The organism is Streptomyces sp. NPDC047853 (genome assembly GCF_043204535.1).
Classification (GTDB): Bacteria; Actinomycetota; Actinomycetes; order Streptomycetales; family Streptomycetaceae; genus Streptomyces.
The window spans coordinates 1-23,079 of sequence record NZ_JBIDCI010000001.1 but is presented as its reverse complement, the minus strand read 5'-3'; the positions used below and the strand labels follow the sequence as shown (position 1 = coordinate 23,079).

At 69.1% G+C, this 23,079-nt stretch carries 27 protein-coding genes; 15 read left to right on the top strand and 12 right to left on the bottom strand.

All coding sequences use genetic code 11. The features are described from left to right. Positions 1–107: 107 nt before the first annotated feature. Genes ACGF5T_RS00135 through ACGF5T_RS00125 form a run of 3 tightly spaced genes read right to left on the bottom strand, consistent with a single transcriptional unit; the run spans position 108 to position 3,009 of the window. The gene (locus ACGF5T_RS00135) at positions 108–1,415 is read right to left on the bottom strand and encodes an ATPase, T2SS/T4P/T4SS family (protein WP_356609261.1); all 1,308 of its coding nucleotides are present in this window, start codon (positions 1,413–1,415) and stop codon (positions 108–110) included. Next, the gene (locus tag ACGF5T_RS00130; RefSeq protein ID WP_366768484.1) at positions 1,412–2,269 is read right to left on the bottom strand and encodes a hypothetical protein; all 858 of its coding nucleotides are present in this window, start codon (positions 2,267–2,269) and stop codon (positions 1,412–1,414) included. The genes ACGF5T_RS00135 and ACGF5T_RS00130 overlap by 4 nt, the downstream gene beginning before the upstream one ends. A gap of 17 nt (positions 2,270–2,286) precedes the next feature. Continuing rightward, complete coding sequence (locus ACGF5T_RS00125) at positions 2,287–3,009, bottom strand: hypothetical protein (RefSeq protein ID WP_361014168.1); 723 nt, start codon at positions 3,007–3,009, stop codon at positions 2,287–2,289. Between the two features lie 478 nt (positions 3,010–3,487). Here ACGF5T_RS00125 and ACGF5T_RS00120 point away from each other — a divergent pair, with 478 nt between their 5' ends. From ACGF5T_RS00120 to ACGF5T_RS00090, 7 genes are all read left to right on the top strand, one after another. Beyond that, on the top strand, positions 3,488–4,252 hold the full coding sequence (locus ACGF5T_RS00120; RefSeq protein WP_366768483.1) for a hypothetical protein: 765 nt from the start codon (positions 3,488–3,490) through the stop codon (positions 4,250–4,252). Between the two features lie 145 nt (positions 4,253–4,397). Continuing rightward, entirely contained in the window at positions 4,398–5,069 is a 672-nt protein-coding gene (locus ACGF5T_RS00115) for a hypothetical protein (protein ID WP_366768482.1), read from the top strand. Next, a complete protein-coding gene (locus ACGF5T_RS00110; protein WP_392886364.1) occupies positions 5,060–6,145 on the top strand; it encodes a hypothetical protein in 1,086 nt (361 codons plus the stop codon). The genes ACGF5T_RS00115 and ACGF5T_RS00110 overlap by 10 nt, the downstream gene beginning before the upstream one ends. 29 nt (positions 6,146–6,174) lie before the next feature. After that, positions 6,175–6,708, top strand: a complete 534-nt coding sequence (locus tag ACGF5T_RS00105) for a DUF3093 family protein (protein WP_366768481.1) — start codon at positions 6,175–6,177, stop codon at positions 6,706–6,708. A gap of 35 nt (positions 6,709–6,743) precedes the next feature. Beyond that, positions 6,744–7,574 carry a hypothetical protein gene (locus ACGF5T_RS00100; RefSeq protein ID WP_366768480.1) on the top strand — a complete coding sequence of 277 codons (831 nt, stop codon included), beginning with the start codon at positions 6,744–6,746 and terminating at the stop codon, positions 7,572–7,574. Positions 7,575–7,589: 15 nt separating this feature from the next. After that, positions 7,590–8,906, top strand: a complete 1,317-nt coding sequence (locus ACGF5T_RS00095) for a PE-PGRS family protein (RefSeq protein ID WP_366768479.1) — start codon at positions 7,590–7,592, stop codon at positions 8,904–8,906. A 29-nt stretch (positions 8,907–8,935) separates the two neighbouring features. Beyond that, positions 8,936–9,523: a hypothetical protein gene (locus ACGF5T_RS00090; RefSeq protein ID WP_366768478.1), complete on the top strand. Its 588-nt coding sequence runs from the start codon at positions 8,936–8,938 to the stop codon at positions 9,521–9,523. Positions 9,524–9,531: 8 nt separating this feature from the next. On the opposite strand, the gene ACGF5T_RS00085 is transcribed toward ACGF5T_RS00090, so the two are convergent. The 4 genes from ACGF5T_RS00085 to ACGF5T_RS00070 all read right to left on the bottom strand — a co-directional run bounded on the left by ACGF5T_RS00085 (position 9,532) and on the right by ACGF5T_RS00070 (position 12,918). Continuing rightward, positions 9,532–10,122: a hypothetical protein gene (locus ACGF5T_RS00085; RefSeq protein ID WP_366768477.1), complete on the bottom strand. Its 591-nt coding sequence runs from the start codon at positions 10,120–10,122 to the stop codon at positions 9,532–9,534. Positions 10,123–10,159: 37 nt separating this feature from the next. Beyond that, positions 10,160–11,398, bottom strand: coding sequence for a mucin-2 (locus ACGF5T_RS00080; protein WP_366768476.1), 1,239 nt, complete (start codon positions 11,396–11,398; stop codon positions 10,160–10,162). A 109-nt stretch (positions 11,399–11,507) separates the two neighbouring features. Further along, positions 11,508–12,263, bottom strand: a complete 756-nt coding sequence (locus ACGF5T_RS00075) for a hypothetical protein (RefSeq protein WP_366768475.1) — start codon at positions 12,261–12,263, stop codon at positions 11,508–11,510. A gap of 76 nt (positions 12,264–12,339) precedes the next feature. Beyond that, positions 12,340–12,918 carry a hypothetical protein gene (locus tag ACGF5T_RS00070; protein WP_366768474.1) on the bottom strand — a complete coding sequence of 193 codons (579 nt, stop codon included), beginning with the start codon at positions 12,916–12,918 and terminating at the stop codon, positions 12,340–12,342. Between the two features lie 446 nt (positions 12,919–13,364). Here ACGF5T_RS00070 and ACGF5T_RS00065 point away from each other — a divergent pair, with 446 nt between their 5' ends. Together ACGF5T_RS00065 and ACGF5T_RS00060 are read left to right on the top strand one after the other, a co-directional pair. Then, on the top strand, positions 13,365–13,877 hold the full coding sequence (locus tag ACGF5T_RS00065; protein WP_366768473.1) for a hypothetical protein: 513 nt from the start codon (positions 13,365–13,367) through the stop codon (positions 13,875–13,877). Between the two features lie 43 nt (positions 13,878–13,920). Then, entirely contained in the window at positions 13,921–14,499 is a 579-nt protein-coding gene (locus ACGF5T_RS00060; protein ID WP_366768472.1) for a hypothetical protein, read from the top strand. A gap of 48 nt (positions 14,500–14,547) precedes the next feature. On the opposite strand, the gene ACGF5T_RS00055 is transcribed toward ACGF5T_RS00060, so the two are convergent. Together ACGF5T_RS00055 and ACGF5T_RS00050 are read right to left on the bottom strand one after the other, a co-directional pair. After that, positions 14,548–15,150: a hypothetical protein gene (locus ACGF5T_RS00055; protein WP_366768471.1), complete on the bottom strand. Its 603-nt coding sequence runs from the start codon at positions 15,148–15,150 to the stop codon at positions 14,548–14,550. Between the two features lie 31 nt (positions 15,151–15,181). Continuing rightward, entirely contained in the window at positions 15,182–16,573 is a 1,392-nt protein-coding gene (locus tag ACGF5T_RS00050) for a PE-PGRS family protein (protein ID WP_366768470.1), read from the bottom strand. Positions 16,574–16,888: 315 nt separating this feature from the next. On the opposite strand from ACGF5T_RS00050, the gene ACGF5T_RS00045 reads away from it, so the two are divergent. The 5 genes from ACGF5T_RS00045 (at position 16,889) to ACGF5T_RS00025 (ending at position 20,645) form a co-directional block, all read left to right on the top strand. Beyond that, complete coding sequence (locus ACGF5T_RS00045) at positions 16,889–17,239, top strand: hypothetical protein (protein ID WP_366768469.1); 351 nt, start codon at positions 16,889–16,891, stop codon at positions 17,237–17,239. Beyond that, positions 17,239–18,735 (top strand): C2 family cysteine protease, encoded by a 1,497-nt coding sequence (locus tag ACGF5T_RS00040; RefSeq protein ID WP_366768468.1) that lies wholly within the window; start codon positions 17,239–17,241, stop codon positions 18,733–18,735. The genes ACGF5T_RS00045 and ACGF5T_RS00040 overlap by 1 nt, the downstream gene beginning before the upstream one ends. Before the next feature lie 22 nt (positions 18,736–18,757). Next, the gene (locus ACGF5T_RS00035; protein ID WP_366768467.1) at positions 18,758–19,087 is read left to right on the top strand and encodes a hypothetical protein; all 330 of its coding nucleotides are present in this window, start codon (positions 18,758–18,760) and stop codon (positions 19,085–19,087) included. Next, positions 19,080–19,862, top strand: a complete 783-nt coding sequence (locus ACGF5T_RS00030) for a hypothetical protein (RefSeq protein WP_366768466.1) — start codon at positions 19,080–19,082, stop codon at positions 19,860–19,862. The genes ACGF5T_RS00035 and ACGF5T_RS00030 overlap by 8 nt, the downstream gene beginning before the upstream one ends. 84 nt (positions 19,863–19,946) lie before the next feature. Then, positions 19,947–20,645: a hypothetical protein gene (locus ACGF5T_RS00025; protein ID WP_366768465.1), complete on the top strand. Its 699-nt coding sequence runs from the start codon at positions 19,947–19,949 to the stop codon at positions 20,643–20,645. A 35-nt stretch (positions 20,646–20,680) separates the two neighbouring features. On the opposite strand, the gene ACGF5T_RS00020 is transcribed toward ACGF5T_RS00025, so the two are convergent. The 3 genes from ACGF5T_RS00020 to ACGF5T_RS00010 are packed head-to-tail and all read right to left on the bottom strand — an operon-like array spanning position 20,681 to position 22,470. After that, entirely contained in the window at positions 20,681–21,346 is a 666-nt protein-coding gene (locus tag ACGF5T_RS00020; protein WP_366768464.1) for a hypothetical protein, read from the bottom strand. Beyond that, a complete protein-coding gene (locus tag ACGF5T_RS00015) occupies positions 21,343–22,194 on the bottom strand; it encodes a hypothetical protein (RefSeq protein ID WP_366768463.1) in 852 nt (283 codons plus the stop codon). The genes ACGF5T_RS00020 and ACGF5T_RS00015 overlap by 4 nt, the downstream gene beginning before the upstream one ends. A gap of 15 nt (positions 22,195–22,209) precedes the next feature. Next, positions 22,210–22,470: a hypothetical protein gene (locus tag ACGF5T_RS00010; RefSeq protein WP_366768462.1), complete on the bottom strand. Its 261-nt coding sequence runs from the start codon at positions 22,468–22,470 to the stop codon at positions 22,210–22,212. A 219-nt stretch (positions 22,471–22,689) separates the two neighbouring features. On the opposite strand from ACGF5T_RS00010, the gene ACGF5T_RS00005 reads away from it, so the two are divergent. Further along, positions 22,690–22,950, top strand: coding sequence for a WXG100 family type VII secretion target (locus ACGF5T_RS00005; protein WP_366768461.1), 261 nt, complete (start codon positions 22,690–22,692; stop codon positions 22,948–22,950). Positions 22,951–23,079: the final 129 nt, after the last annotated feature.

Sequence of the window (23,079 nt, the reverse complement as noted above, 5' to 3'; positions counted from 1 at the left end):
GGCGGAGTACGTGCTCACGTCCGCGGAGTACGCGGTCACGTCCGCGGTGGGCGTGGTGACATCCGTGGTGTACGTGATGACATCCGTGGTGTGCGTGGTCATGTCCCTCACCCCCAGGTTCCGTTGGGCCGGTAGCCGTAGGCGATGAGTTCCTCCAGGCAGGCTATGGGGGCATGCGGCACCACCCGGCCGTCGGGCGTCTCGGCGAAGACCTCGCTGGACAGCACGCGTCCGTCGACGCCGTTGACCTCGCGGACCGAGGTGACCATGCGCTGGAGGCGTCCGCCGCTCTGGAAGTTGTTGCGCCGCTGGACGAAGACGACGAAGTTGACGGCGCCCGCCACCAGCATCTGGCTGGCCTCGATCGGCAGCCGCTCCGTGGCCTGGAGGGCGTACGTCGAGATGCGGTTGAAGACCTCGTGCGAGCTGTTGGCGTGGATCGTGGAGAGCGAGCCGTCGTTGCCCTGCGACATCGCGTTGAGCATGGTCACGATCTCGTCGCCGAGCACCTCGCCGACGATGACGCGGGAGGGGTTCATACGGAGCGAGCGGCGGACCAGCTCCGCCATGCTGATGGTGCCCTGCCCCTCGGAGTTGGGCAGCCGCTCCTCGAACGCCACCACGTTGGGGTGCAGGTCGGGGAAGGTGTCGAGCCCCAGCTCCAGCGCCCGTTCGACCGTGATGAGCCGCTCGTGCGGCGGGATCTCGTTGGCGAGGGCGCGCAGCAGCGTCGTCTTTCCGGCGTTCGTGGCGCCGGCGATCATGATGTTCTTGCGGGCCCGGACCGCGCAGGCCAGGAAGTGGCCCAGCTCGGGGGTGAGGGTGCCGTTGCCGACCAGGTCGGAGATGAAGACCTTGCCCATGCGGGCGCGGCGGATGGACAGCGCCGGGCGCCGCGCCACGTCCATGACCGCCGACAGACGCGAACCGTCCGGCAGCCTGAGGTCCAGCTGCGGGTTGGCGGAGTCGAAGGGGCGGGACGACAGGCCCGAGTAGGCGCCGAGGATCTGGATCAGCTCGATCAGTTCCTCGTCGGTCTCGGCGACCGGCTCGCCGCGCTCCTCGCGTCCGTCGGAGTAGCCGACGAAGACGTGGTCGCAACCGTTGATGTCGATGTTCTCGACCTCGGGGTCGTCGAGCAGCGGCTGGAGCCGCCCGACGCCGAACAGGGCCGCGTGTACGGCGGCGGCGTACGCCTCCTCCGTCTCCGCGTCCAGCGGCGTGCGCCCGGCGTTGATCTCCGCGCGGGCGTACTCCTCCAGGATCTGCGCGATGACGGCGCGCGCGTACTGCCGCTCGTCCTCGGTGGACATCGGCGTGACGCCGCTGACCTGGTCCTGGCGGCGCTGCTCGGCGATGCGGTCGCCGGCGTCCTGCCGGAACCGCTTGACCAGTGAGTGGTCGACAGCGGTCATCGGCCGGCCCCCGCGTGGCCGGACAGGTCGGTGCCGGCGGGTCCGACGGGCATGGACCAGGCCGCGCCGAACTGCTGGTACAGGTCCGAGGTGACCTTGCGGGCCGAGCGGATGAGCAGCGACTTCTCCAGCCGGCCGCGCCTGCGGCCGGCCAGCTGGTCGGCGCCGGCCGGGTCGTCGGCGATGGTGCCGACCACGCGGGCGCCGGTCTGGGCGTGCACGAGCATGTCGTTGACCTGGCCGGAGAGCTTCGCCGCGTCGTTGGTGTCGGCGACGAGGACGACGCCGATCATCGGCATGCCGAGGGTCGCGGTACCGCGCGGGCCGCCGTGCAGCTTGGCGGACAGGGCGGCGGCGCGGTCGCGGACCCGGGCGATGGCCTCCGGCTCGGTACGGGAGACGAGGAGCACGAGCGCGGCGTGCGGGAACAGCTCGGTGGCCGGCGTGTCACCGCTGATGCGTCCGCAGTCGGCGATGACGTCCGCGGGGGCGTTCGGCGAGTCCGCGAGCGAGGCGAAGGCCCGGCCGAGGGTGGGCCACAGGCCCGCGAGACCGGCGGCCTGCTCGGAGATGCCGAGCCCGACGAGGACTTCGAGGCCGCCGCTCAGCGGCTGCACGTGGTCCCAGAGCTGGTCGGGGACGAGGCCGCGCCGGGCGGTGGCCGCTATCGACAGCATGCCGGTGTTCGGGTTGAGCGGTCCGCCGTGCGCGGCGGCGGAGCGGTACACCAGGTCGCCGCCGGCCGGGTCGGTCTCGGCGAGCAGGACACGGCGCGGCCAGACCGCCGCGAGGGCGACGGCCGCAGTGGTGACGCCGGGGGAACCCTTGTCGGCGGCGAGGGCGATGAGGGCCATGGGATGGGGGTCGCCTTCTAGTTGCCGGGGATCAGGACGACGGCGACCTCGCCGGCGGAGGCGGCCTGCGCGACGGCGGCCGCGTCGCCGGCGTCCACGGTCAGCGTGACCGGCAGGGCGGTGCTGCTGATCGTGTCACTGTCGGTCGACCCGGCGGACACGACGACCGCGCGCTCGACCAGCAGGGAGCTGTCGGCACCGGACGAGCCGGAGGAGCCGTTCTGCTCGCTGCCACCGGAGGAGGCCTTGCTGCCCACGCGGTAGACGGCCACGTTGTCACCCGATCCCAGACCGGCCGGGTACTGGCCCTCCTTGAGGGACACGCCGACCGTGGCCTTGCCCTGCTCCATGCCGGTCTTGTCGGCGAACATCTGGCCGACGACGACCGTGCCGCCGTAGATCGTGGACTTCGCCTGGAGCTTCATCAGGCTCGCCCGCTGCTCCCACAGCACGAAGTCGGCGCCGGAGTCGTCGTTGACCATGACGGGCTTGATGTTCTTCCCGGTGAGGGACTCTCCGGGCTTGATGTCGGCGGTGACCTGCACCGCCTCGATCCGGTCCCCGGCCCGCAGCACCAGCATCGTGGCCCCCAGCGCTCCCACCAGGATCAGCAGCACCGCCAGCGCGGCCAACGCCGGTTTGCGCTCGCGAGGGGGGCTGGGAAGCCGGTCACCGACCGACGGCTGAGCCGGAGCCGCGGAACGTCCCGCGCCCGCCCCCGTACGCTCCTGGATCTTCACGCAACCGCTCCCCGTACACCCAAGATTCGTCTCCGCGCACTACTCAGCGCGCGAAATCACCTGAATCGCCTGCATTCTCGGACACTTCACCCGCGCCGCCCGGTCGGTGACGTCCAGGGACATCCCCTGACGCACCCGTCCGACCTGGGCGAATATCCAGCGCTGGGGCGAGTGTCAAGCCATGGCACCGTATCAGCAGCACATAAGCCCCTCAAGGCACGGCCACCTCCTCGAACCCCTCTCCACCCGGTGTTACCCGTCCGCAACTTCGCAGGGCCACAACCCCATTGAGCGCCGCCCTGCGTACGACCGGCCCGACTGTGCGCGTGCGAATTCAGGAGCGGAGCCCGGGAGCCTTCCGGGCGTGCGATCCGTCACGGTGCCGCCATCATGCCTGCACGAATCACTCACGAGGGAACGGATCGACCGTGCCAAGATCTTCGCTCGGAACAGTGACGCCCCCCACGCAGGAGCCCGCATGAATCGCGCCACCTCGGCCGCGCTCGCCACCCTGTCCCTGCTCGCGGTCGCCGCGCTCACCGCCTGCGGCGGCACCGGGGACGTCGACTCCGGCTCGGACTCGGCGGTCGGCGAGCCGGCGACGACCGCGCCCTCGACGAAGGAAACCAGTGCGTCGGAGCGCCTGGCCCGGACGATGGTCACGACGTCCGACGTGAAGGGGCTCAGGGTGGCGGAGCCCGACGAAGAGTTCCGCTTCGCCCGGACCCCGGACGAGGTGACGCTCGACAAGCCCGTCTGCGCACCGCTGGCCCACGCCATGAACCAACTGCCCCTCGGCGACCCCGAGGCGGACCTCACCCGGGTGGTCTCGGGACAGCGGGACACCGGAGCGCCGGAATCCGATTCGGCGAACGGCATCGGCTTCACCTACATCACCCTCACCGCCCACCGGTCCGGGGATGCGAAGTCCGCCTTCGCCGGCGTACGCAAGGCCGTGGAGTCGTGCGGCGGCGGCTTCACGGCCGAGGCGAACGGGGCGAAGACCCCCTACGACTCCGTCACCCCGGAGCAGGTCACGCCCGCCGGGGACGAGTCGCTCGGCTTCAAGGCCACGATGACCTCGCTCGGCGTCCCGCACGTCCTGCACACCGAGGTCGTCCGCAGCGGCGACGTCCTCGCCGTCCACTTCTCGGTCGACGGCATGGCCATCGCCAACCGCAGGCCGAGCGACGCGAAGCTGTCACCGACGGTGGTGAACGCGCAGAACCGCAAGCTGGGGTGAGGGGCGCCGAGCACCTGCCGGTCGGGGGCCGGAAGCGCGTGCGCCGCCGGCCTCCGGCCTCGGACGGTTCGCTCTGGCGAAACCATGAACCCCACCGATAGCGTCTGTTCTCTTGACTGAACCTTTGTCTCACGGGGAGCCCACAGTGAAGCGCCGCTCTTTGCCCGTTGCCGCCGCACTCACCGCGACGGCAGCCCTGCTGCTGACGGCCTGCGGAGGAGGGGACGACGACTCGGGCGAGAACGACAAGATCGCCGGTGCCGACCAGAGCTCGTCACAGCCGACGAAGTCACCGAGCCCGTCGGGCGCCCCGGCCGCGGACAAGCCGGACGGCGTGGACGTCTCCCTGCCCAAGGACATGAACCTGGTCTTCGACTGGGAGAAGCCGAAGGACAAGAACGAGGCTGCGGCGATGGAAGATGCCGCGAACTTCTTCCGCGCCATCTATCGGGGCGTGGACAAGCGCACCTCCAGGGAGGCCGCCGTAGCCGCTTACGCGACGGGCGAGGGGCTGCATTACGCGAAGACGCAGATCGACGCGTGGATCGAGGGCGGTTGGACCGCCACCGGCACACTGCGCCACTACGACGCCACCACTCGTTCGGCCAGCAATGGCAACTCAGTCGAGGTCGCTTTTTGTGCGGACTCAGGCAAGTTCTACGGAAAGGAGATCAAGACCGACAAGATCCTGACGACCGAACCAAGCATTGAGGACTTCGACCATTACAAGATCATCATGGTCAAGTACCCCACAGGTAACGGGCTCTGGCAGGCCTCCAAGGTGTTCGTCGAGACGAAGGCGGCAAAGTGCCAGTGACGACATCCCTTCGTGCATGTATCGGCACCGCGACACTCACGCTGATTCTCAGCACGGTCGTCCTGACGGGGACCGCCCATGCGGCGAAGCCGGTGGGTTCCGGCGAGGGAGCCAGCGCAGAGCAGACAGCCGGCAGCGACAAGACCGGCATCTACGCTGCCGCCCGCATCCAGTACTCGGGGTCCGTCGCCAAGGGCGGCGGCAAGGGCAATGTGACGTCCACGGACGTCAACTGGACGCCTCCCCCATGCTGGTACGCCCCGTACCTCGGAGCCAAGGACTTCAAGAAGAAGATGTCCGCGGACCTCGAGAAGGCAGCGAGCACTCCCGGTATGACCGGACACGCGGGTGCGGCGATCGGCCAGGCGAGGAGTCACTACGAGGACGAGTTCGGCTGGACCGACACCCCCGGCTACAGGGACTACAACGTCGAGAAGGACGGCGAGGGCATGTTCTGGGCCGGCGTCGAAAACCCTGACGAACCGGACATCCTCAAGCGCAGCGCCTGCACCGACCTCCCCTTCTGGGTGGAGAACGGCGAGGCCCCGCCGCCTCAGCACGAGGAAGCCATCAGGCCGGAGATCCTCGCCGCCCTCGCCTACCAGCACATGCAGCTGCCGGACACCAAGGTCAGCCTCGCTCCCGAGCAGGCCACGAAGGTGAACCTGCCGACCTGGGCGTGGCTCGACAAGGCCGTCTTCGACGAGGTCCAGGCCACGGCCGAGATCAACGCTCCCGGCTTCGCCCTCACGGCCACGACGACCGCCAGGCCGGTCTCCCTGAAGCTTGAGCCGGGCACGCCGGACGCCGAGACCTACCCCGCCTCCGGCGCATGCACGATCAACGCCGACGACTCCATCGGCGAGCCGTACGCCAAGGGCAAGGCCGACCGGACCCCGCCCTGCGGAATCAAGTACCTGCGTTCGTCCGGTGACGGGACCTACAACCTCCAGGCCACCATCACCTGGGACATCGCGTGGACCGGCTCCGGGGGCGCGGGCGGCGACCTGCCTGACGGAACCTTCGGGAACGCACAGGCGGTCACGGTCCAGGAGATCCAGTCCGTCAACCGGTGACGTACGGCAGTAGCAGTCGGATGAGGAAAATGCGTTACGTAGAGAAGACCCCGAAGACCTGGTCGGCGATCTGCATCGCCGCGTATGCGGCCGGTATGGCGTACATGGGACTGGACACGATCCCCGACGAGTTCGGCCTGTGGCTCGGCATGTGCGCGCTCTTCCTCCTGCTGTTGCTGCCCTGCCTCGCCGTTCCGTTCTCGAAGTTCGTCTACCACCGCATCCAGGTCGACGAGGAGACCCTCCGTGTCGGCCGTGAGCGCATCCCGCTCACGGCCCTCGACCCGGCGTCCGTGCAGGCGGCCGCCCAGGCCACGTACCCCACCCTTCGCGAGCAGTACGCGACATCCCTGAACGCCGTGGACGCCCCCGTGCCCGGCCTCCGCACTGCCGACCACGGCGAACCCCGCCTGGTCGGCGGCGGCTGGAGCGTGCCGATGGGTATGGACAGCGTCGTGCTCCGCACCCACGGGGCCGAACCCCTCCGCGTCGCCACCCGCGACCGCACGGCCTTCCTCACCGCGCTGGCCCACGCGGTGACGCCTTCGGTCCAGCGCCGCTGAGCACGTGCAACACAGCGTGCGGGAAACTGCGTGACATGCCTTCCTTCGACAGTTCCCGGGGCCGCTTCAAGTTCGCCGACCGCCACATCGCCGTCTTCGCCCACCTGCTGGACAAGGAAGTCCCACCCGCGGAGCTCCACCACTCCCTGACCGAGTTGCAGCGGGCCGGCCTCGTCGGCCCGGAGGGAGAGCTCGCACCGATCCTGCGGGAGCTCCTGACCACCTTGGCCCGTCCGGTGGTGCTGATCCAAGCCGAGGTCACCGGCCGGCACGGCCTGCTGACCCACGGCCTGGTCGTCGGACGGAACTCCGTCTTCTCTCACGACGCGTGGCCGGGTGAGGAAGAGTCGGAGTACGTCCCCATCGAGCCGCAGACGCTGGTGTGGGAGATGGCCCGCAAGGTCAAGCTGCGGCGCGTCGCCCTCGACGATTCGGACACCACCACGGTCTCCGAGATCAAGACGACCATGGGGGTGCTCGACGAGATGTTCAAGGCCGTGGAGGGCACTTCCGACGACCCGGCGACCGCGAAAGCGATTGCGCTCGAAGCCCTCTCCGCACCAGCAGTCCTTGCCGAACCACAGCTCTCGGACCTCGTCGATCTGGTCCTCTCCATGGACTCGTCGTGGAGCGTCACCGCGGCCTGGGAGGACAAGCGGGGCGGCCAGGCGCTGCGGAGCATCACGGTGTGGGACTGCGGTCGCCACGGCTACTGGCTGCGCACCCGGCCCCAGGAACCGACCGAGGACGGGCAGGTCGGCCCCGAGAGCATCCTGACGGTCGTACGATCCAGCGTCGGCGAGATCTGGGACATGCTGACCGACCTGCTGCCGGACTCGGCCGAACTCGCTGCCGCAGGCGCATGACCAGGGGGGGCCACGATGCGGACCGTCAACCCGGACGACCTCGACCACCTCGCCAAGCTCCTGGACGGGAGAGGGGGCCTGGCGGACAAGCTCGACGAAGCATTCCGACGGGCCTCCAGCCTCGGTGTCTCCGACAAGCTTGCCCCCATCAGACCGATGCGGGCCTGGGTCGTGGAGACGCCGACCGATCTTCGCAGACGAGCCCAACTGGTGCGAGCCGACGAGCTCTTCGAGCGGGGCCCTCGGGAAACGTACAGCGAATGGCTGGCCCGCATCGAGGCTCACTATCTCGCCAAGGTTCCCGGGCTCGAGAGGATCGGCGAGAAGGGGATCGCGACGTTCCTGACTGACGTCGGCGATGCCGCAAGCATGGTCAAGATCGGCGGGGTGACGCTCGCCTCGGGGGCCGGCATGACCAATGTCCTGTTCCGGAATTCCTGGTACAGCGGCTGGCTGCGAGGCGCCATCGAATCCAACTGGTGGAGCCGCGGGGGCGCGCTGCGTGCAATGGCCGGCCACAGACTGGTCAGGCTGCCGACCGGTGAACTGCGATCCCTTGCCGCGCCCGGTAGCTGGCTCCCCGGTCAGTTGGGCAATGCATTCACTCGAAGCTCCGCCTACAGAAGTGTCAGTAGAGTTCCGTTCACTGCGACGATGCGGTCGACGGCGTTGGGCCACGCCTGGGACGCCTTCCGAAGGCTTCCAGTGGTGCGCTCCCCACTGGTCACCAGGGGCATCAACACACTGGTCGGTTCCGACGCGCTGGCCATACGCTACGGCGGACTGACCCACTCCGGCGCATTCGTCGCTCGCGCCGGCAACGCGAACCTTCTGCGGGTCGCCCGAACCGCTGCTCACTTCCAGAAGCTGAGTAACGCGCGGCCATCGGTCATTGCCGCAGGTAAGACCGCATCCCCTCTGTTGAAGGGACTCGGCGCAGCCGGGAAAACGGCCGGAGTCTTCCGCGTCGCGGGTATCGGCACGAGCGCTCTCTCGACGGGCCTCAGTGCCGCAAACGTTGCGGCGCAGGGCAACCCCGCGGAAGCCTTCAAGCGGAAGGGCGCCGGCTACGTCGCCGATGTCGCGGAAGTCGGGTTCAATGCCTCACTGACCGCAGCGATGGTGGCCCCGACCCCTCTGACCATCGGCCTGACAGTTGGCACAGGCCTCGTGTACGGCGGGGCGAAGGTGGTTGAGCACTGGCCGGAGATCAAGGCCGGCGCCGGCAAGGCGGCCGATTGGGCGGGCAACAAACTGACCAAGGCCGGGGAAGGAATTGCAGACGGCGCAAAGAGCATCGCCAAAGCGGCCAATCCCATGAGCTGGTTCTGAAGCGAAGCCGATCCCAACCGGAAGGAAAGATGACAGATTTCAGTTTCGAGCTCACACCCTTCTTCCTAAAGAAGGTGTACGGCCACAGCGGGGTCGTCGGGGGCTTTGGGGAAGTGACGGTAGAGGTTGAGCGCAGGAAGGGGTTCAGCAAGACACCAGGAGTTCACTGCGAGGTACGCCTGCGGGGGGACAGGATGCCGGAAGTCACCTACCGAACGGTGGGCCCCGGTCGGCCGACGCTCAAGAACTCCCGACTTACAGCTGACGGGCATCTCTGTGAGATGAGTTACAACAGCAAGGGTTTGAGTAATTCCTCACGCGCCCTCCGCCTGATCTGTCAGGAACGAGTTTATGAATACTGCGTCACTTCTCACGGCAAAGGTGCCACCTTGCGCCGCCCCGGCGTTGCGGTGACACTGAACCGAGCGAAGAGTACCGCCGGTAAGGGAATGAGTAGCTTCGGCGCCGCCACGGGTGAGGTCGACTCGCTCGATCTGGCCTTGGCCGTGGTGTTCGAAGGCGTCGACACCCTCGAACTGACCACGGTCGGTGCAGTATCCGAGACTCTCAACAGACTGCTTTACAGCCCCCGGCGGAACGAACCTACTGTCGATTGACGGACCTCCTATCCCCCCAACCGGTCCGCCAGCCGTCCCGGTCCCGAGAGCAGTGCCCCGCTCAGTGACAGGTTGCGGGTGTACACGCCCTCGAAGAGGACGGCGAGGCTGATGTCGATGGAGTCCACGGCGCCGTGCGGGGTGCCGGAGAGGACGTCGGGGCGGGCCCAGCCGGAGCGGGCCATCTCGATCCGGGCCTCGGCGCGCTCGAGCACGTGGTGCCGCCGGCCGCGCGTCTCGACGTACCGGTACTCCCGGCCCACGGCCCGGATCCGCAGGGCCCGCCCCTGTCGGCTGGTGCTCAGGGCGCTGCGCTCGAAGGCGGCCTGCTGCCCCGCGACGTTCAGCCGCCCCGAGGCCAGCCGGGGCCGCCCGCCGTACGGCATGCCGGTGAAGTAGGAGGTCGGGACGCTCTCTCCAACTACCATCGCGCCGCAGGTTCGCGTCTGGTCCGCGACCGGCACGACCTCCAGGGCGGGGACCACGAGCTCGACGGTGCCCAGCCCGCCCACCTCGCCACGCCAGAACGTCACGTGGTGCTGGATCTGTGACGTCACGGAGTTGGTGAGACGTCGCAGTTCGAACGATCCTTGGGACATGGTCCACCTTGGCTGTAGCGCCGACTGTCGCGGTGGGTCAATCGAACGGATTGAGCGCGCTGCCCAGCTTCTTGGCGCCGTCCGCCAGCTTTCCGGCGCCCTCCGCCACCTTCTTCCCCGCCCATGCTCCTGCGTCCGCGACCTTGCCGGGGAACTGCTTGACCGTGTCCCAGTTGTCCACGATGGAGGAGACACCGTAGACCGCGCCGGTGACGACGGCCGCCCCGATCGTGATCGGGTTGGGGGCGACCATGGCCGCGGTGAGCGACGCGTTGAAGGCCACGCCGGACACCTTCGAGACGTAACCGGCCTTGTCCCTCTTGAAGGCCTCTACCGGGTTGCCCTCCTGGTAGACGTCGTACGCCCCGATCACCGTGGACACCGCGCTGCCGCCGATACCGGCGGCCCGCCACCAGCCGGCGGTACGCAACGCAGCGCCCGCGCCGGACTTCAGCGCCCCCAGACGGCTGGCGCCCGCCACCCGGGAGGCCTTACCGACGTTGTTGCCCACCCTGAGGAGGTTGGCCTCCCAGGCATACAGCCTTCCGCCATGGAGCTGAGCGAGCTTGTCCGAGCCGGTCAGGACGTCGAGGACGACCGTGGGTGTGCTCCGGCCGATCTGAGCGCCCAACCTGGCTATGCGAGCCGGCAGCAGGGACGGCGGACGCCCCTTGAGGATCTGCGCGAGAGTGGTGCCCGGCGCTTTCATGAAGTCACCGTGCTTGAACCGCTTGACCAGACTGAGAGTGCCCAGGGTCGCCATCTTGAAGGCGCCCGGGACCGTGGACGCCAGGGCGGTCAGTTCGATGTAGTCACCGACCACCTCGCCGAGATTCTCGTCGCCGCTGACCTTGGCGACAGCGTCTCCCGGGATGCGCTGCAACCAGTCCTGGTACGTCTCGCCGGGCTTGCGCTTCAGCCAGGCGGCATCGAACTTGTCGCCACTGGCGATGGACGCGTTCGCTATCAACATCGCGTCCGGCGGTAGGGACAGACCCTTGAGGTCCTCCGGCTTGAAACCCGCATACAGCGCTGCGGCTTTGGGGTCGCCCTTTTCAGCCCGCAGAATCGCCGCACGTCGCCGCAGGTCCACGGCCGTATCGCCGGTCCAGGACTGCATCGGCCTGATGGCTGCCAGCTTGTCCCCGACGCCCAGCCGAGAGGCCCGGGTGAAGGCCTCGTCCAGCTTGTCCTTGATATGTCCCCTGCCGTCGAACAGCTTCGCCAAGTGCTCGAGGTCCGACGGGTTGGCCATTCGCTTCGAACTGTCGCTCATCTGTCCCCGTTTTCGTCAGCCGTGCCCTGCACGCGGTCTCGCTCGGTAAAACGGCACGCGGAAACTCTGGAAGGAACCCGAGCGGTGCCGAGATTCGCCTGCTCCGGGCTCAGTAAGCCGACGGACGAGCGGCTGCGAGCTGCGTCTCGTCAGGAAGCAAGTCCGTGATCATGCGCCAGAGTTCCTTGGCCGAGGTACGCCGTACCCGCAGCTCGCTGCTCTCGTCCACGTCGCCGTCGCTGACCGGCTCGGCGGGCAGTTCCCGCAGCCAGTAGCCCTCGATCCCGCAGTCCCAGACCCACAGCGCCGACACCGACAGTCCGTCGGGCCCCGTCGCCTCCCCGCCGCCCTGCCAGACCACCGTCATACGCCACATGCAGTTCAGTTCCGCGAGGATCTCGGTGAGACGCAAGGGAGCACCGGTCGTCTCTGCGACGGCCTCCGGCTCCTCGGACCCGCCCGCCTCCATGCGTGTGACGACCTGGTCGAACATGCCCATGGTGGATGCGATCGTCTCACCGCTGTCGGCCTCACCAGTGAGGTCACGGTGCAGGTCCACCATTCTCGCCAGTGACCACACCAGGGTCTCGGGTTCCGCGGGAACGTACTCCGACTCCGCTGCACCGGGCCAGGCCTCGTGGATGAAGATGAACTCATCACCGATGACGGCCCCGTTGCTGGTGACCCCCTGCGGTCCAGTCACTTCGACGCGCGCAATGACGCGCGGCGCCATGAGTGTGGAAACGAGCGGGTAGAGATCGGCGACGATCTTCTCGTTGTCGATGAGCCCCGCGTCCCGCAGTTCGGCCTGCGCTTGTGTCAGCTCCTCCGGCATCCGGGCCTCGTCGACGAGCAGTCCCAGCACGCTGATGTGAGCGTCGGACAACCGCAGTCGACGCCGTGCCGCATCCAAAGAAGGCATTAGATCCTGTCCCCCGAGTTCAAATGAAGTTGCACCGGTTCAGAAAGCGTCCCGGCATGGAGACCAGAGCTCCGGGCGCTGAAAGATTCCGTGTGTACACGGCCTCCAGAACAACCGCGACAGCAATGTCAAGCGAGTCCGCAGCGCCGGAACAGGTCCCGGACAGTGTTCGCGGATTATTCCAACTGGAACGCCTCATGCGGACGCCCGCGCCGGCCCGGCTCAACTCGTGACTGCACTTGCCGCCGACCTGCGCGTACTCGTACGAGCGGCCCTTGACCTGGATACGAAGAGCGCGCCCCCGCCGTCCCCACCAGTAGAGGTTGCGGGACAAGTCCGCCGGGTCCCAGTCGACCCGCATCTCACCCCGCGCGAGGAGGGGTCGCCGCAAATACCGCAGACCAAGATAGGTGACCAGCGGGAAGCTGTCTCCGGTCACCGCCACTTCGCAGTACTCCGCCGGGTAGTCACTGTGTTCCGTGGGGAAGCTCAGCTCGATACGGCCGAGACCGCTCACCTCGCCGATCCACGAATAGATCTCACCCTTGCGCCCTCGGGTGGATGCCGCGCGTTGGAGCTCAAAGGAAACCCCGCTCATTCGCTTGACACCTTCCTGTCCTCGGTTCACTCCGACGGCGCCCGTTCTCCCGGCCACGGCCATTCCCCGCACATGCCGTGAATCCGACATGGGCGGAACGGGGCCCCGTTGGCGCCTGATCTCGCGCCCCGTGCCGGTTGCCGCGTCATGGAACAGTAAAGCAAAGGCAATCGAAGTGCCGTGAGTCAGCCGAGGGGCCGATGTGACGACCCGGTGACCGTGAGGAGTTCATCTTTGCAACCGCGTGAAGAGCAGCCGCGCCACCACCGGGACCGGGCCGCTGCGGTCGGCCACTCCACGCAGCCCGGGAGTGCGCCTGGGTAACCTGCCCCCAGCGAAGCTCGGCGTGAGGGGAGGGAGCCGTCGTGGGACGGGCGGGGGACCATGGGGCGAGCGCGGCCGGCGCACCGCTCGGGCGGGCGGTGACGTACCGTGAGAAGCTGCCCATGCGCTGGGCCGTCACCACGTCAGTGGTTCTGGCCGCATGGGTGGCCTATCAGGGCAGCGTCCTGCTCCCCCACGACAGCACGGTCTGGTTCGTCGTTCTCGGGTTCTCGACGTTTCTCGGGCTCGTGTTCAATAGTGTGCCGATCTCCAAGCGCATCTACTACAAAGTCCGCATTCAGGACGGTCGATTGACCGTGGGACGGGAGACGGTCGCGGTGGCGGCGTTGTCGGTCGAGTCGATTCGCGAGGCCCGCGAGCAGCCCACAGACGCTGAGTTCGCGGCGCTCCTCGCCTCGCGGTCCCGTGCGGAGCTCGCGGAGTTGCGGCGGAGCAGCCACGTGATCGGGCCGCCGCGGATCATGGGTGGCGGCTGGGGCGTGCCGATGGGCATGCACCAGATCGTGGTCGAGACGGATGAGGGCGAGGCGCTGCTGATCGCCACCCACGACCGCGAGGCTCTGCTGGACGCCCTGACACGGGCCCGGCGGGGTTCCGAGAGCCCGCGGGGTTGAACCCCGGGCACGCCCTCGGCGAGATGCGCGAAGGGAAGGAAGCATGCAACCGCACACGTACAGCCTCGACCACTGGGAGGACCGTTCGGGTCACCGGCTCACCTGGAAGTTCGGGTACCGGGGGACGGCGGGCGAGTTCGGGCGGATCGAGGTGACCTACCCGGCGCGACGGCACGGGGACCGTCACGTGGCGGAGGTCCGGGGGGACACCGTTCCCACGACCTCGTTCGACGGATGGGCCTACGGACGGAAGCCCTCGCTCTTCAGTGGACGGCTCAGTGTCGGCCGGGACGGCATCCGCCTCAAGCGCAACCGCTGGGCGCAGACCAGAGCCGGGCGTGCCCTGCGGATGCGGGTCGCCGGGCGGGAGTACCGCTACTTCGCGACCAGCGCCCGGCACCGGGACCGCGCCCTGGTCCGGGACGGTGTGGAGATTCGTACGCGCCGGCACGGCAAGGGGTCGCGGAGGAAGGCCACCTTCACCGTTCTGGGCCCGGCGGACGCCACCGATCTCGCCCTCGCCGCCGTGATGTGCGGCGTCAACACCCGCAACCTCACCCGGGGTGGAGCGGTGCGCGCCTTCTTCGGCAGGTCGCTGGGCTGGCTCGAGATCTTCCAGTGACGCCCGGCCATTCCCGAGGCCTCGCCGGGGCAGCTACTCCGCCCGGTCCTACTCCGCCCGGTCCGAGAAGTGCTGCATCAGGGCGAACGGGGAGGACAGCGCGGCGCCGCCGAGGGTGAGGACGTCGGTGTCCACCTGTTCCAGCACGATGGCGATCGCCAGGTCCACGGCGTCGGCCGGTCCGGTGGCGGTGCCCGTGGTGCCGGTTCCGGCCGACGGGACGAACCGGCCGGGCTGCATCGAGACCCGGACGCCCTCCCGCTCCAGGACCTTCGCCTTGCCCAGGCCCTCCACGGAGTAGACGTACTCCCGGCCCTCGTAGGCGATGCGCAGGGCCCGGTCCTCCCTGCGCAGGGCCCGGGGGTTGAAGCGGAGCTCGGCGGGGCCGCCGTCCAGGGTGAGCTCGGCCTTGAAGAGGGAGGGCATCCCCGACCTGCGCTTGCCCCGGAAGACCGTCTCCGGGAAGGCGGGGCCGGTCAGCCGGACGGTGTCCATGCCCTTCGCCTGCGGCCGGTGCAACGGGCAGCGTTCCACCGCCACGGCTCCGAAGCGGCCCACGTCTCCCCTGATGCCGGTCGTGGGCAACGCCTTCTTGGGCCGGTCCGTGTACGGCGACAGCTCGAACTTCAGGGGCTCGCTACTCGTCTCCATGGCGGTGAGGTGCTCGTTTCCTATGTAGGGGCTAGTCGAACGGGTTGAGGGCGCTGCCCAGCTTCTTGGCGCCGTCGGCGATGTCGCCGCCGATGTCGCTCGCCTTGTCGCCCACCCAGTCGGCGGCCTTCTCGGCGCCTTCCGTGATGTCGTCCCAGTGCTCGACGACCTTCAGTCCGCCGTAGACGATGCCGGTGCCCACGGCGAGGCCGATGGTGAGGGGGGTGGGGGCGACCATAGCGGCGGTCAGGGAGGCGTTGAACCCGACCTCCGCGTAGTTGGCCAGGTAGCCGGCCTTGCTCTTCTCCCACTCCTTCCCGTGGTCCATCGTGGCGATGTTGGCCACCGAGAACGCCGTCGCGCCAGCCGACCCGACGATTCCGGCCCCTCGCCACAGTCCCGCGGTCTTCGCCGCCGCGCCGAACCCTCCCGCCTTGCCCACGGTGATGAGGCTGGCCTGCCCCGCGCGGGTGACCGCCTGCCCGGAGTGGGTCAGCCCGCCGTACATGCGGGCCAGGTCGTCCGACCCGGCGAAGAAGTTGATGGCCTGGTTGGGAGTGACGCCCAGCAGCTTGGCGTTCATGAACCCGCGTCGGCGCAGCATGTCCCATCCGCCGCCCCAGCGGTCACCGAGGAAGCCGGAGCTCAGGGGGACGTTGGCGACCCGCTGGTACGTCTGACTCCGGGAGGCCATGTTGCCGAGCTGACCGGGGAACCAGCTGCCCGGCGCGGACAGCGAGCGGATCGGCGGGTTGTAGTTGCCCAGCTTGGTGCCCGCCCAGTTCAGGAGGGGGTTGCTGCCGGGCGCGGTCCACCGGGCGGCGAGGGCGTCCTTCATCGGACCGAGCTTGCCGGTCTTGATCGCGTTGCCCAGCAGGACCTTGGTTCCCGAGAAACCGGTCGCGCCCACGACCTGGGCCGCGGCGGCGACGTTGAACGCGTCGCTGCCGAACTTGATCATCTCGGTCAGGGTCTCCTCGTGCGGCTCCAGACCGGGGATCTTCGACAGCGCGTGCGCCTCCAGCCGGGCCACCCAGTCGCCGAGCTTCTCCCCCGGCTGCCGCGCCAGATCCTTCGCCGCCGGATCACCGCTCGCCGCCACCGAGTTGGCCAACAGCAGCGTCTCCGGCTTGATCCCCTCGCCCTGGTACTTCTCCAGGTCCTCCGCCGTGAACCCCGCCCACAGCAGGCCCGCCGTCGGATCACCGTTCTCCAGCCGCAGGATCACGGCACGCTTGCGCAGGTCCCTGGCCCCGTCGGCCGACCACGCCCGCATCGGCTTCAGTACCGCCAGCTGCCCGCTCACCCCCAGCCGGGACGCCCGGGTAAAAGCCTCGTCGAGACGCTCCGCCGTCCCACCACGCCCGTCCAGCAGCTTCGCCAGATGCTCCAGATCCTCGGGGTCCGCCCCTCGGAACGCCATGCCTGTCCCCCGTCCGTCGATCACCGGCTCCGCCCCGCGGGAGGCGGATCACCTCATGGTGCCAGGCGGAGCCCGGCTGTCGCAGGGTGGCCGCGAGGGCTCCGAGCCGGCCGGCGGGGTATCGCGCCCGTGCCGGAACGGCGCGTCGCCGGCCTCGGCCGGGGCGCAAGTGTGGTGGTTGTGCGTCATCCGTGGAGACGAATCGCCCCCACCTGGGCCCTGGTCCCCCGCCCCGTATGCTGCACCAGCGGTGTCATGGCTCCGTCGAGCGAGCCCGGCGCCGTACGGAGAAGGCGAACGGGGGAGGATGCGGACGTGGGGCCCAGCGAGGACGCCGCCGAGTTGAAGAAGCGCGCCAAGCAGCTGCGCGAGTGTGCCCGCGAGGCGCGCATCCTGGCCCGTCACCTCGGGCCGTATCTCGACGACGCGGTGAAGAAGGCCTCCCCGCGCGCCGCCGGCTTCCGTACCGGTGACGACAAGGGTGCGATCTGGCAGGGTCCGTTCGCCGACGAGTGCACCGGCACCCTGCAGCAGCGGCAGCGCACGCTCAACGGCATGGGTACGGCCCTGCTGGCGGACGCGACCCGCTGGGAGAGCCAGGCGGAGGAGCTGGACCTGCAGGCCAAGGAGAAGGACAAGGCCAAGGCCGGGACGGGCGGCAACTGATGGCCTTCCGAGGTTTCGACGCCGCGAAGCTGCGGGCGCTGGCCGGTGATCTCGACAGCCTCGCCGGGCACTCGGGGCAGCTGCACAGCCGACTCGCGACCCTGCTCACCACCGCCCAGCAGAACCTGCCGGCCGGGCAGAGCGCCTCCCGTGACCCCGATCTCCAGGGGCTGGTCGGCGATCTGATCCCCATGCCGTCGTTCTTCGGCGGCCGCCGGCGCCTGCCCGGTTCGCTCCAGGGCGAGCTGGGCGACATGCAGGCGTCCATGAAGCGCCGCGTCAAGCAGCTGGAGGGCCTGCAGGAGCTGGAGAAGCGCGGGTACCCGGTCAGTGACGGCAGCGTCTTCCTGGACGAGAAGCCGCCGGACGCGAAGAAGATCGACTCCGCTCTGCGTGACCTGCGGGCCCTGGACGGCAAGGACTTCGGCAGCAACGGCAACCGGGAGGACCTGGAGAAGTTCTCCGGGGAACTGGACGGCCTGACCGCGGCCGAGCTGGACGCCTTCATGACGAAGGCCTCCCCCAAGGACCTGGCCTTCTACAACGAGCTGCTCACCGACACCGACGACTCCAACTGGAGCCCGTTCGACCACAACGGCCTGCCCGAGACCGCGCGCCGGGACACGCTGAGCCTGATGCTGTCCAAGATCAGTCCGGAGAACGTGGGCAAGTTCCAGGCGGCCTTCCCCGGCATGCAGCCGACGTTCACCAACACCGACGCCTACGAGAGCGGCGGCAACAGCCAGAACGGCCAGACCAACAACGGCATCCACTGGGCGCCTCCCTCCGACCCGCTGTTCCAGAACGGGGTCTCCGCCGACGACGTCAGCCAGAACCAGTTCGGCGACTGCTGGTACGTCGCCTCGCTGGCCGGCCTGGCGCAGAAGGACCCGAAGTTCATCCAGGACGGCATCAAGGAGAACCCCAACGGCACGGTCAGCGTGCGTGTCTGGGACAAGGAGGGCAATCACCACTGGGTGACCATGACCTCCGACCTGCCCACCGACCAGAACGGGAACCCGATCAGCACGTACGGCAACGGTGAGACCTGGCCGGCGTACTACGAGAAGGCCTTCGCGATGACCTACTCGGAGGACGGCGAGGGGGAGCGCGGGTACGGCGGTATCGAGGGCGACGACCCGAAGAAGGCCGCCCCCTACCTGACCGGCCGGGAGGGCGACGACCTCGAGTCCGGCGGCTTCCTCGGCATCGGCAAGGACGACGACAAGGACATCGACTCGCTGCGCAGCGCGTACGAGTCGGGGAAGGTCGTCACCCTCTCCACCCCGGACGACGAGGGTCTGGACAAGGACCATCCGCAGGAGTGGGGCAGCACGTACCACAGCAACCACGCCTACTACGTGCGCGGCTTCACCGACGACGGCAAGATCATCCTCGGCAATCCCTGGGGCGTGCAGGGTTACCCTCCGATCACCGTCAGCCAGGACCAGCTCGACAAGTACTTCCAGGGACCCGAGGCCTTCGATGTCCCGTGACGATGCCCCACAGGTGAGTGCAGTGCCCGACCGACCCCAGGTGAAGTACCCCTTCGAGTTCGACGGCCGGTGGGTGCTCCGGTACCACGTGCCGTACACGGTGCGGCACGACGGGCTCCCGCACCGGATCGTCGCGACGGTCTTCGCGCAGCCCTCGGTGCACGGCCGCATCCAGGTCAGCTGCGAGGGCCGGCCGCCCGTGGAGTACGACGGACTGACCGCGGGCGACACCGTGGAGATCACCGGTGACACATGGCGGGTGGCGGAGGTCGACTACCGCACCCGTGTCGTTCTGGAGCGCCCGACCGAGGTCGTGGCCGAGGAAGAGAGCGGTGTTCAGGCCGGTGAGTAGTACGCGATACGGGGTTTCGGGGACGGCGGCAGCGATCGTCGCCCTGGCCGCGCTGGCGCTGGCTGGCTGCGGTTCGTCGTCCGACGGCGGTGACGAGGGCGGCGACGGCGCGAGCCCCGCGGCCCGCGACAAGGGCCCTGCCTGCGTGGGGACCGCCCCGGCCGACGGCGTGCACGTCCTGCGCGGGGGCGGCTTCCGGCTGCCCGGCGGTGGCGGCGTGCAGTACGCCGGAGCCGACGCGGACGGCACGAAGCGTACGGCGACACTGCGGGACGGCGCGACGTACGCGTCAGGTCAACGGCAGTGGAACGTCGAGCCCGGAGCGGAGCTCACCGTCGCCGGCCACGACTACACCGTGCGGCAGATCTGCACCTACCGCGTGGTCCTGGAGCCGAAGGCCGCCGAGGACCGCGCGGCCCTCGCCACCGCGCCGGAGGTCCTCGAATCCCGGCAGGGCCCCGCCGACGACGGCCTCTGCTTCACCACCAACCGCACGGTCCTGACCACCGCCGCGGGCGGCTTCCCGCCCAAGGGCGCCACCCTCTCCCTCCTCGACAACGGCGGCGTCCAGCGCTTCCCCACGGGCCTGTCCCTCACGGCCTCCTACGTCGACACCACCACAGGCACCGCGGGCATCGCCGCCAACTGCGCCGGAATCCCGGTCGCCCTCTACAAGGACGTACGCAGCGGGGAGACGGTGGAGTTCGCGGGGGTGCTGTTCGAGGTGACGGGCCTGACGGAGCAGGGCGTCGAGCTGACCCGGACGAGCGCGTAGCGGGCCACGCCATCCGCGAAGTGTCTCGGTAGAGTCGTTCGGCGAGCGTGGGGAGAGGGCCCCGAGAGGCCTGGAGAGGCAGACATGGCGTTCGGCAGGAAGAAGGTCGACGAGCCCCCGGTGGAGCCGATCGAATGGGTCGACGTCCAGACGTTCGTCATCTCATCCGTGGAACGCCCCGCGACCGTCAAGCGCAAGTACGCCGTGCGTGGAACGCCCGCGGTGCGGGTGGTGCAGGGACCCGATGCTCTGCGCGTCATGGCACCCTGCGCCTTCCTGGGGAACGCCGAGGCACATCCACCCGCGCTGTCGTCCCGTCCTGAACACACCCTGTACGAGGATCCCGGGCTCCGTCGCCTCCTGTGCCACGTGGAACCGCCCGTCGACGAGGAGGGCGAGCAGCGCCACCTGGTGCGCGACGGGCGAGGACAGGTCCTCGGCAAGCTCACGCGTGTGCCGCCGAAGCACCGCCCTCTGCGACACACCTGGCGCATCGAGCAGCCGGGCCACCCGGCCATCGTGGGGCGCAATGAGTGGGTCAGCGGAGACGCCAAGGAGATCGCCGGTCGTGTGGCCGGCCGGTTGCTCGGAACCGTCGTCAGCGCAGTCGCCGACTTGGGTGCCGAAGGCGGTGACCAGCGCTCCAAACCCCGCTCGCTCGACTGGCGGGTAGGAGATGAGGTGGTCATGGCGTCGGAGGGCAGCGAACAGGTGACCGTGCATGCCGACTGGATCGACCGGCGCCTTGCGTTCGCCTTCGCGCTCGTAGGGGATCGCGTGTAGGACCGCTTCCTGCGTCGACCCGATCGAGCGTGCCGTCAGCTCAGATGCGGCGGTGCCTCGTCGTGCCGTCGGCGCCGGTGCAGTCTGCCCAAGACGGCGCAGGTCTCCAGGGCGGTGAGGAGGCCGGCGAGTGTCCACAGGAGGTAAGGGGCGACTCCGTCGGCCTTGTCGGCCAGGCGTGGGGCGAGGCGGCCCTCCGGGTCGTCGACGAGGGTGACGTGGGTGCCCGGGGTGAAGTCGCGTGTGCAGCCGCCGGTGTCGCCGACTTCGACGGTGCGTCCGCGGTCGGTGTCGGTGTCGGTGTCGGTGAGGGCGACCGTGCACACGGGGCGCCTCTCCCCGCCCTTCCCCCGGTAGGTACTGACTTCCGTGATCACGGCGTCGTCGTGCCGTACTCCGCGCTCCCGCATCGCGTAGTCGCCGAGGGCGGGGCCCACGAAAAGGAGAAAGGCGAAGCCGAACACAGCGACGCCGGCGCCCGCCTTCGCGCCGCACAGGATCCAGGCCGCGGCGAGCACCAGCAGGGCCACCACCACACCGAGCAGCGTCGCAAGCAGGCCGGCGTCCTGTCCGAGCCAGCCGCAGCCGGCCAGCGCCGACGGGGTGCCCAGGGTGACCCAGAGGGTCGCCGGCCACCAGCGTCGTCCCGGCCCGCGGGCGGGGGGCACCGCCCCCGCGGGGACCGTGTGGGCGGTGGTCACGCGGTGCTGCCGCCGCCGACCAGTTCCTCCCGGTCGGGGATCAGGGCGGTGATCTTCCGCCAGACCTCCGCCGCGTGGGAACGCACCAGGACCAGCGGGCTCTCGGGGCCGACCTGCCCGGGCAGGATCGGCTCCTCCGGCTGTTCGCGGATCCAGTGGCCGAGAGGGCCGCAGTCCCAGACGGCCAGGGCGCGGACCATGGCTGCCCGTTCGCCCTCGTGCTCGCCGTCCCAGCTCGTGGTGATACGCCAGGTCGCGTTCAGGGAGACGATCAGGTCGCGGAGGGTGGTGAGTGTCTGGTCCCGGTCCGCGAGCGCGGGGTCCGCCTCGACGAGTGCCGTGCGGACGAGGTCGCGGGTGGCGTCGTCGTCGGGGCCCGGTTCCTCCAGGGCGACGAAGGCGGCGTCCAGGGCGGCCATCGTCGTACCGACACGGAACTCGGGGGCGCCCTCCTCGGGCCGCTCCCCGCGGTGCAGGTTGACCTTGCGGGCCAGCTCCCAGACGAGGGTGTTGGGCTCGATCGAGACGTACTCCGACTCCTCCTCGCCCGGCCAGCCGTCGTGGGCGATCACGGCGTCCTGACCGACCACCACCCCGTGGTTCAACGGGCCGTGCGCTCCGGTGATCTCCACCTGGATCATCATGACCGGGTCGGCGAGGGTGCGGAGCAGGTCGCCGAGGAGCGGGGCGAGTTCGCCCTCCTCGCCCACCAGACCGATGCGTTGCAGCTCGGTGAGTGACTGCGTCAACTCCTCCGGCGGTGTCTCACCGTCCACGAGGTGGGCGAAGACCGCGATGTGGCGGTCGGCGAGACGGAAGCGGGCACGGGAGCTGTCAAAGGAGGGCACTGGTCTCTTCGCCTCTTACTTCTTCTTGTCCTGCAAGTCCTTGGCGTCCTGAGAGCATTTCTGCGCCTCGTCGCGCAAGGTCTTCGCGACCGTGCCGCACTTCGTCTTCCAGGTTCTCAGCGCGCCTCGCACGTCGTCCGCGTTCGGACCCGACCAGGTCTTCATGCCGGTGGTGCTGTGGTTCTTCGCGGTGTCGACGAGTTCGTCTATGTGGTCGGCCAGCGACCTCAACTGGCTTGCACGCTGATTGAGTTCCTGTATGTCAGGATTTGCCATAGCAGCTCTCCCCCGCTGTCTCCGGAACCCCAGGATACTGTCGCATCCCCCGCGCCACGGCAGGAGTCTGACCTGCCCTGCCACACGCCGTACACACCGGTCGTTCACCGGAAGATCCCATTCGCAACAGCGGTGGACGGGAACTGCAGGTGGTGTTGTAGCGTCCACTGTTGCGAACGGACAGTCCGCTTGCCTTTGATGACACGGGGAGGAACGCCCATGGATCGCGGTGCAGATCTCACGAGGCTCCGGGAACTGTCGAAGCTGTACGCACGCAAGGCCCACGACCTGCAGCTCCTGATCAAGGACCTGCAGTCGGCCACGGCGGACAGCTCCGGCTACTGGAAGGGTCCGAAGGCCGACCGGTTCCGGGACGACTGGCGCGATGTGAAGCCGACCTTCGACAAGTGGGTCGACACGCTGAACGACGCCAGCAAGTCCGCGAACACCAGCGCCGACAACATCGAGCGCGCCACCTGATCGCAGGCGTGTCCAGCGCAGCGGGGTGACCGGCCGGGGGGGCGGGGGCCGGGGCCGGGGGGCCCCGGCCCCCCCCCCCCCCCCCCGCCCCCCCGGCCGGGGGGGGGGGCCCCCCCGCGCCCCCCCCCC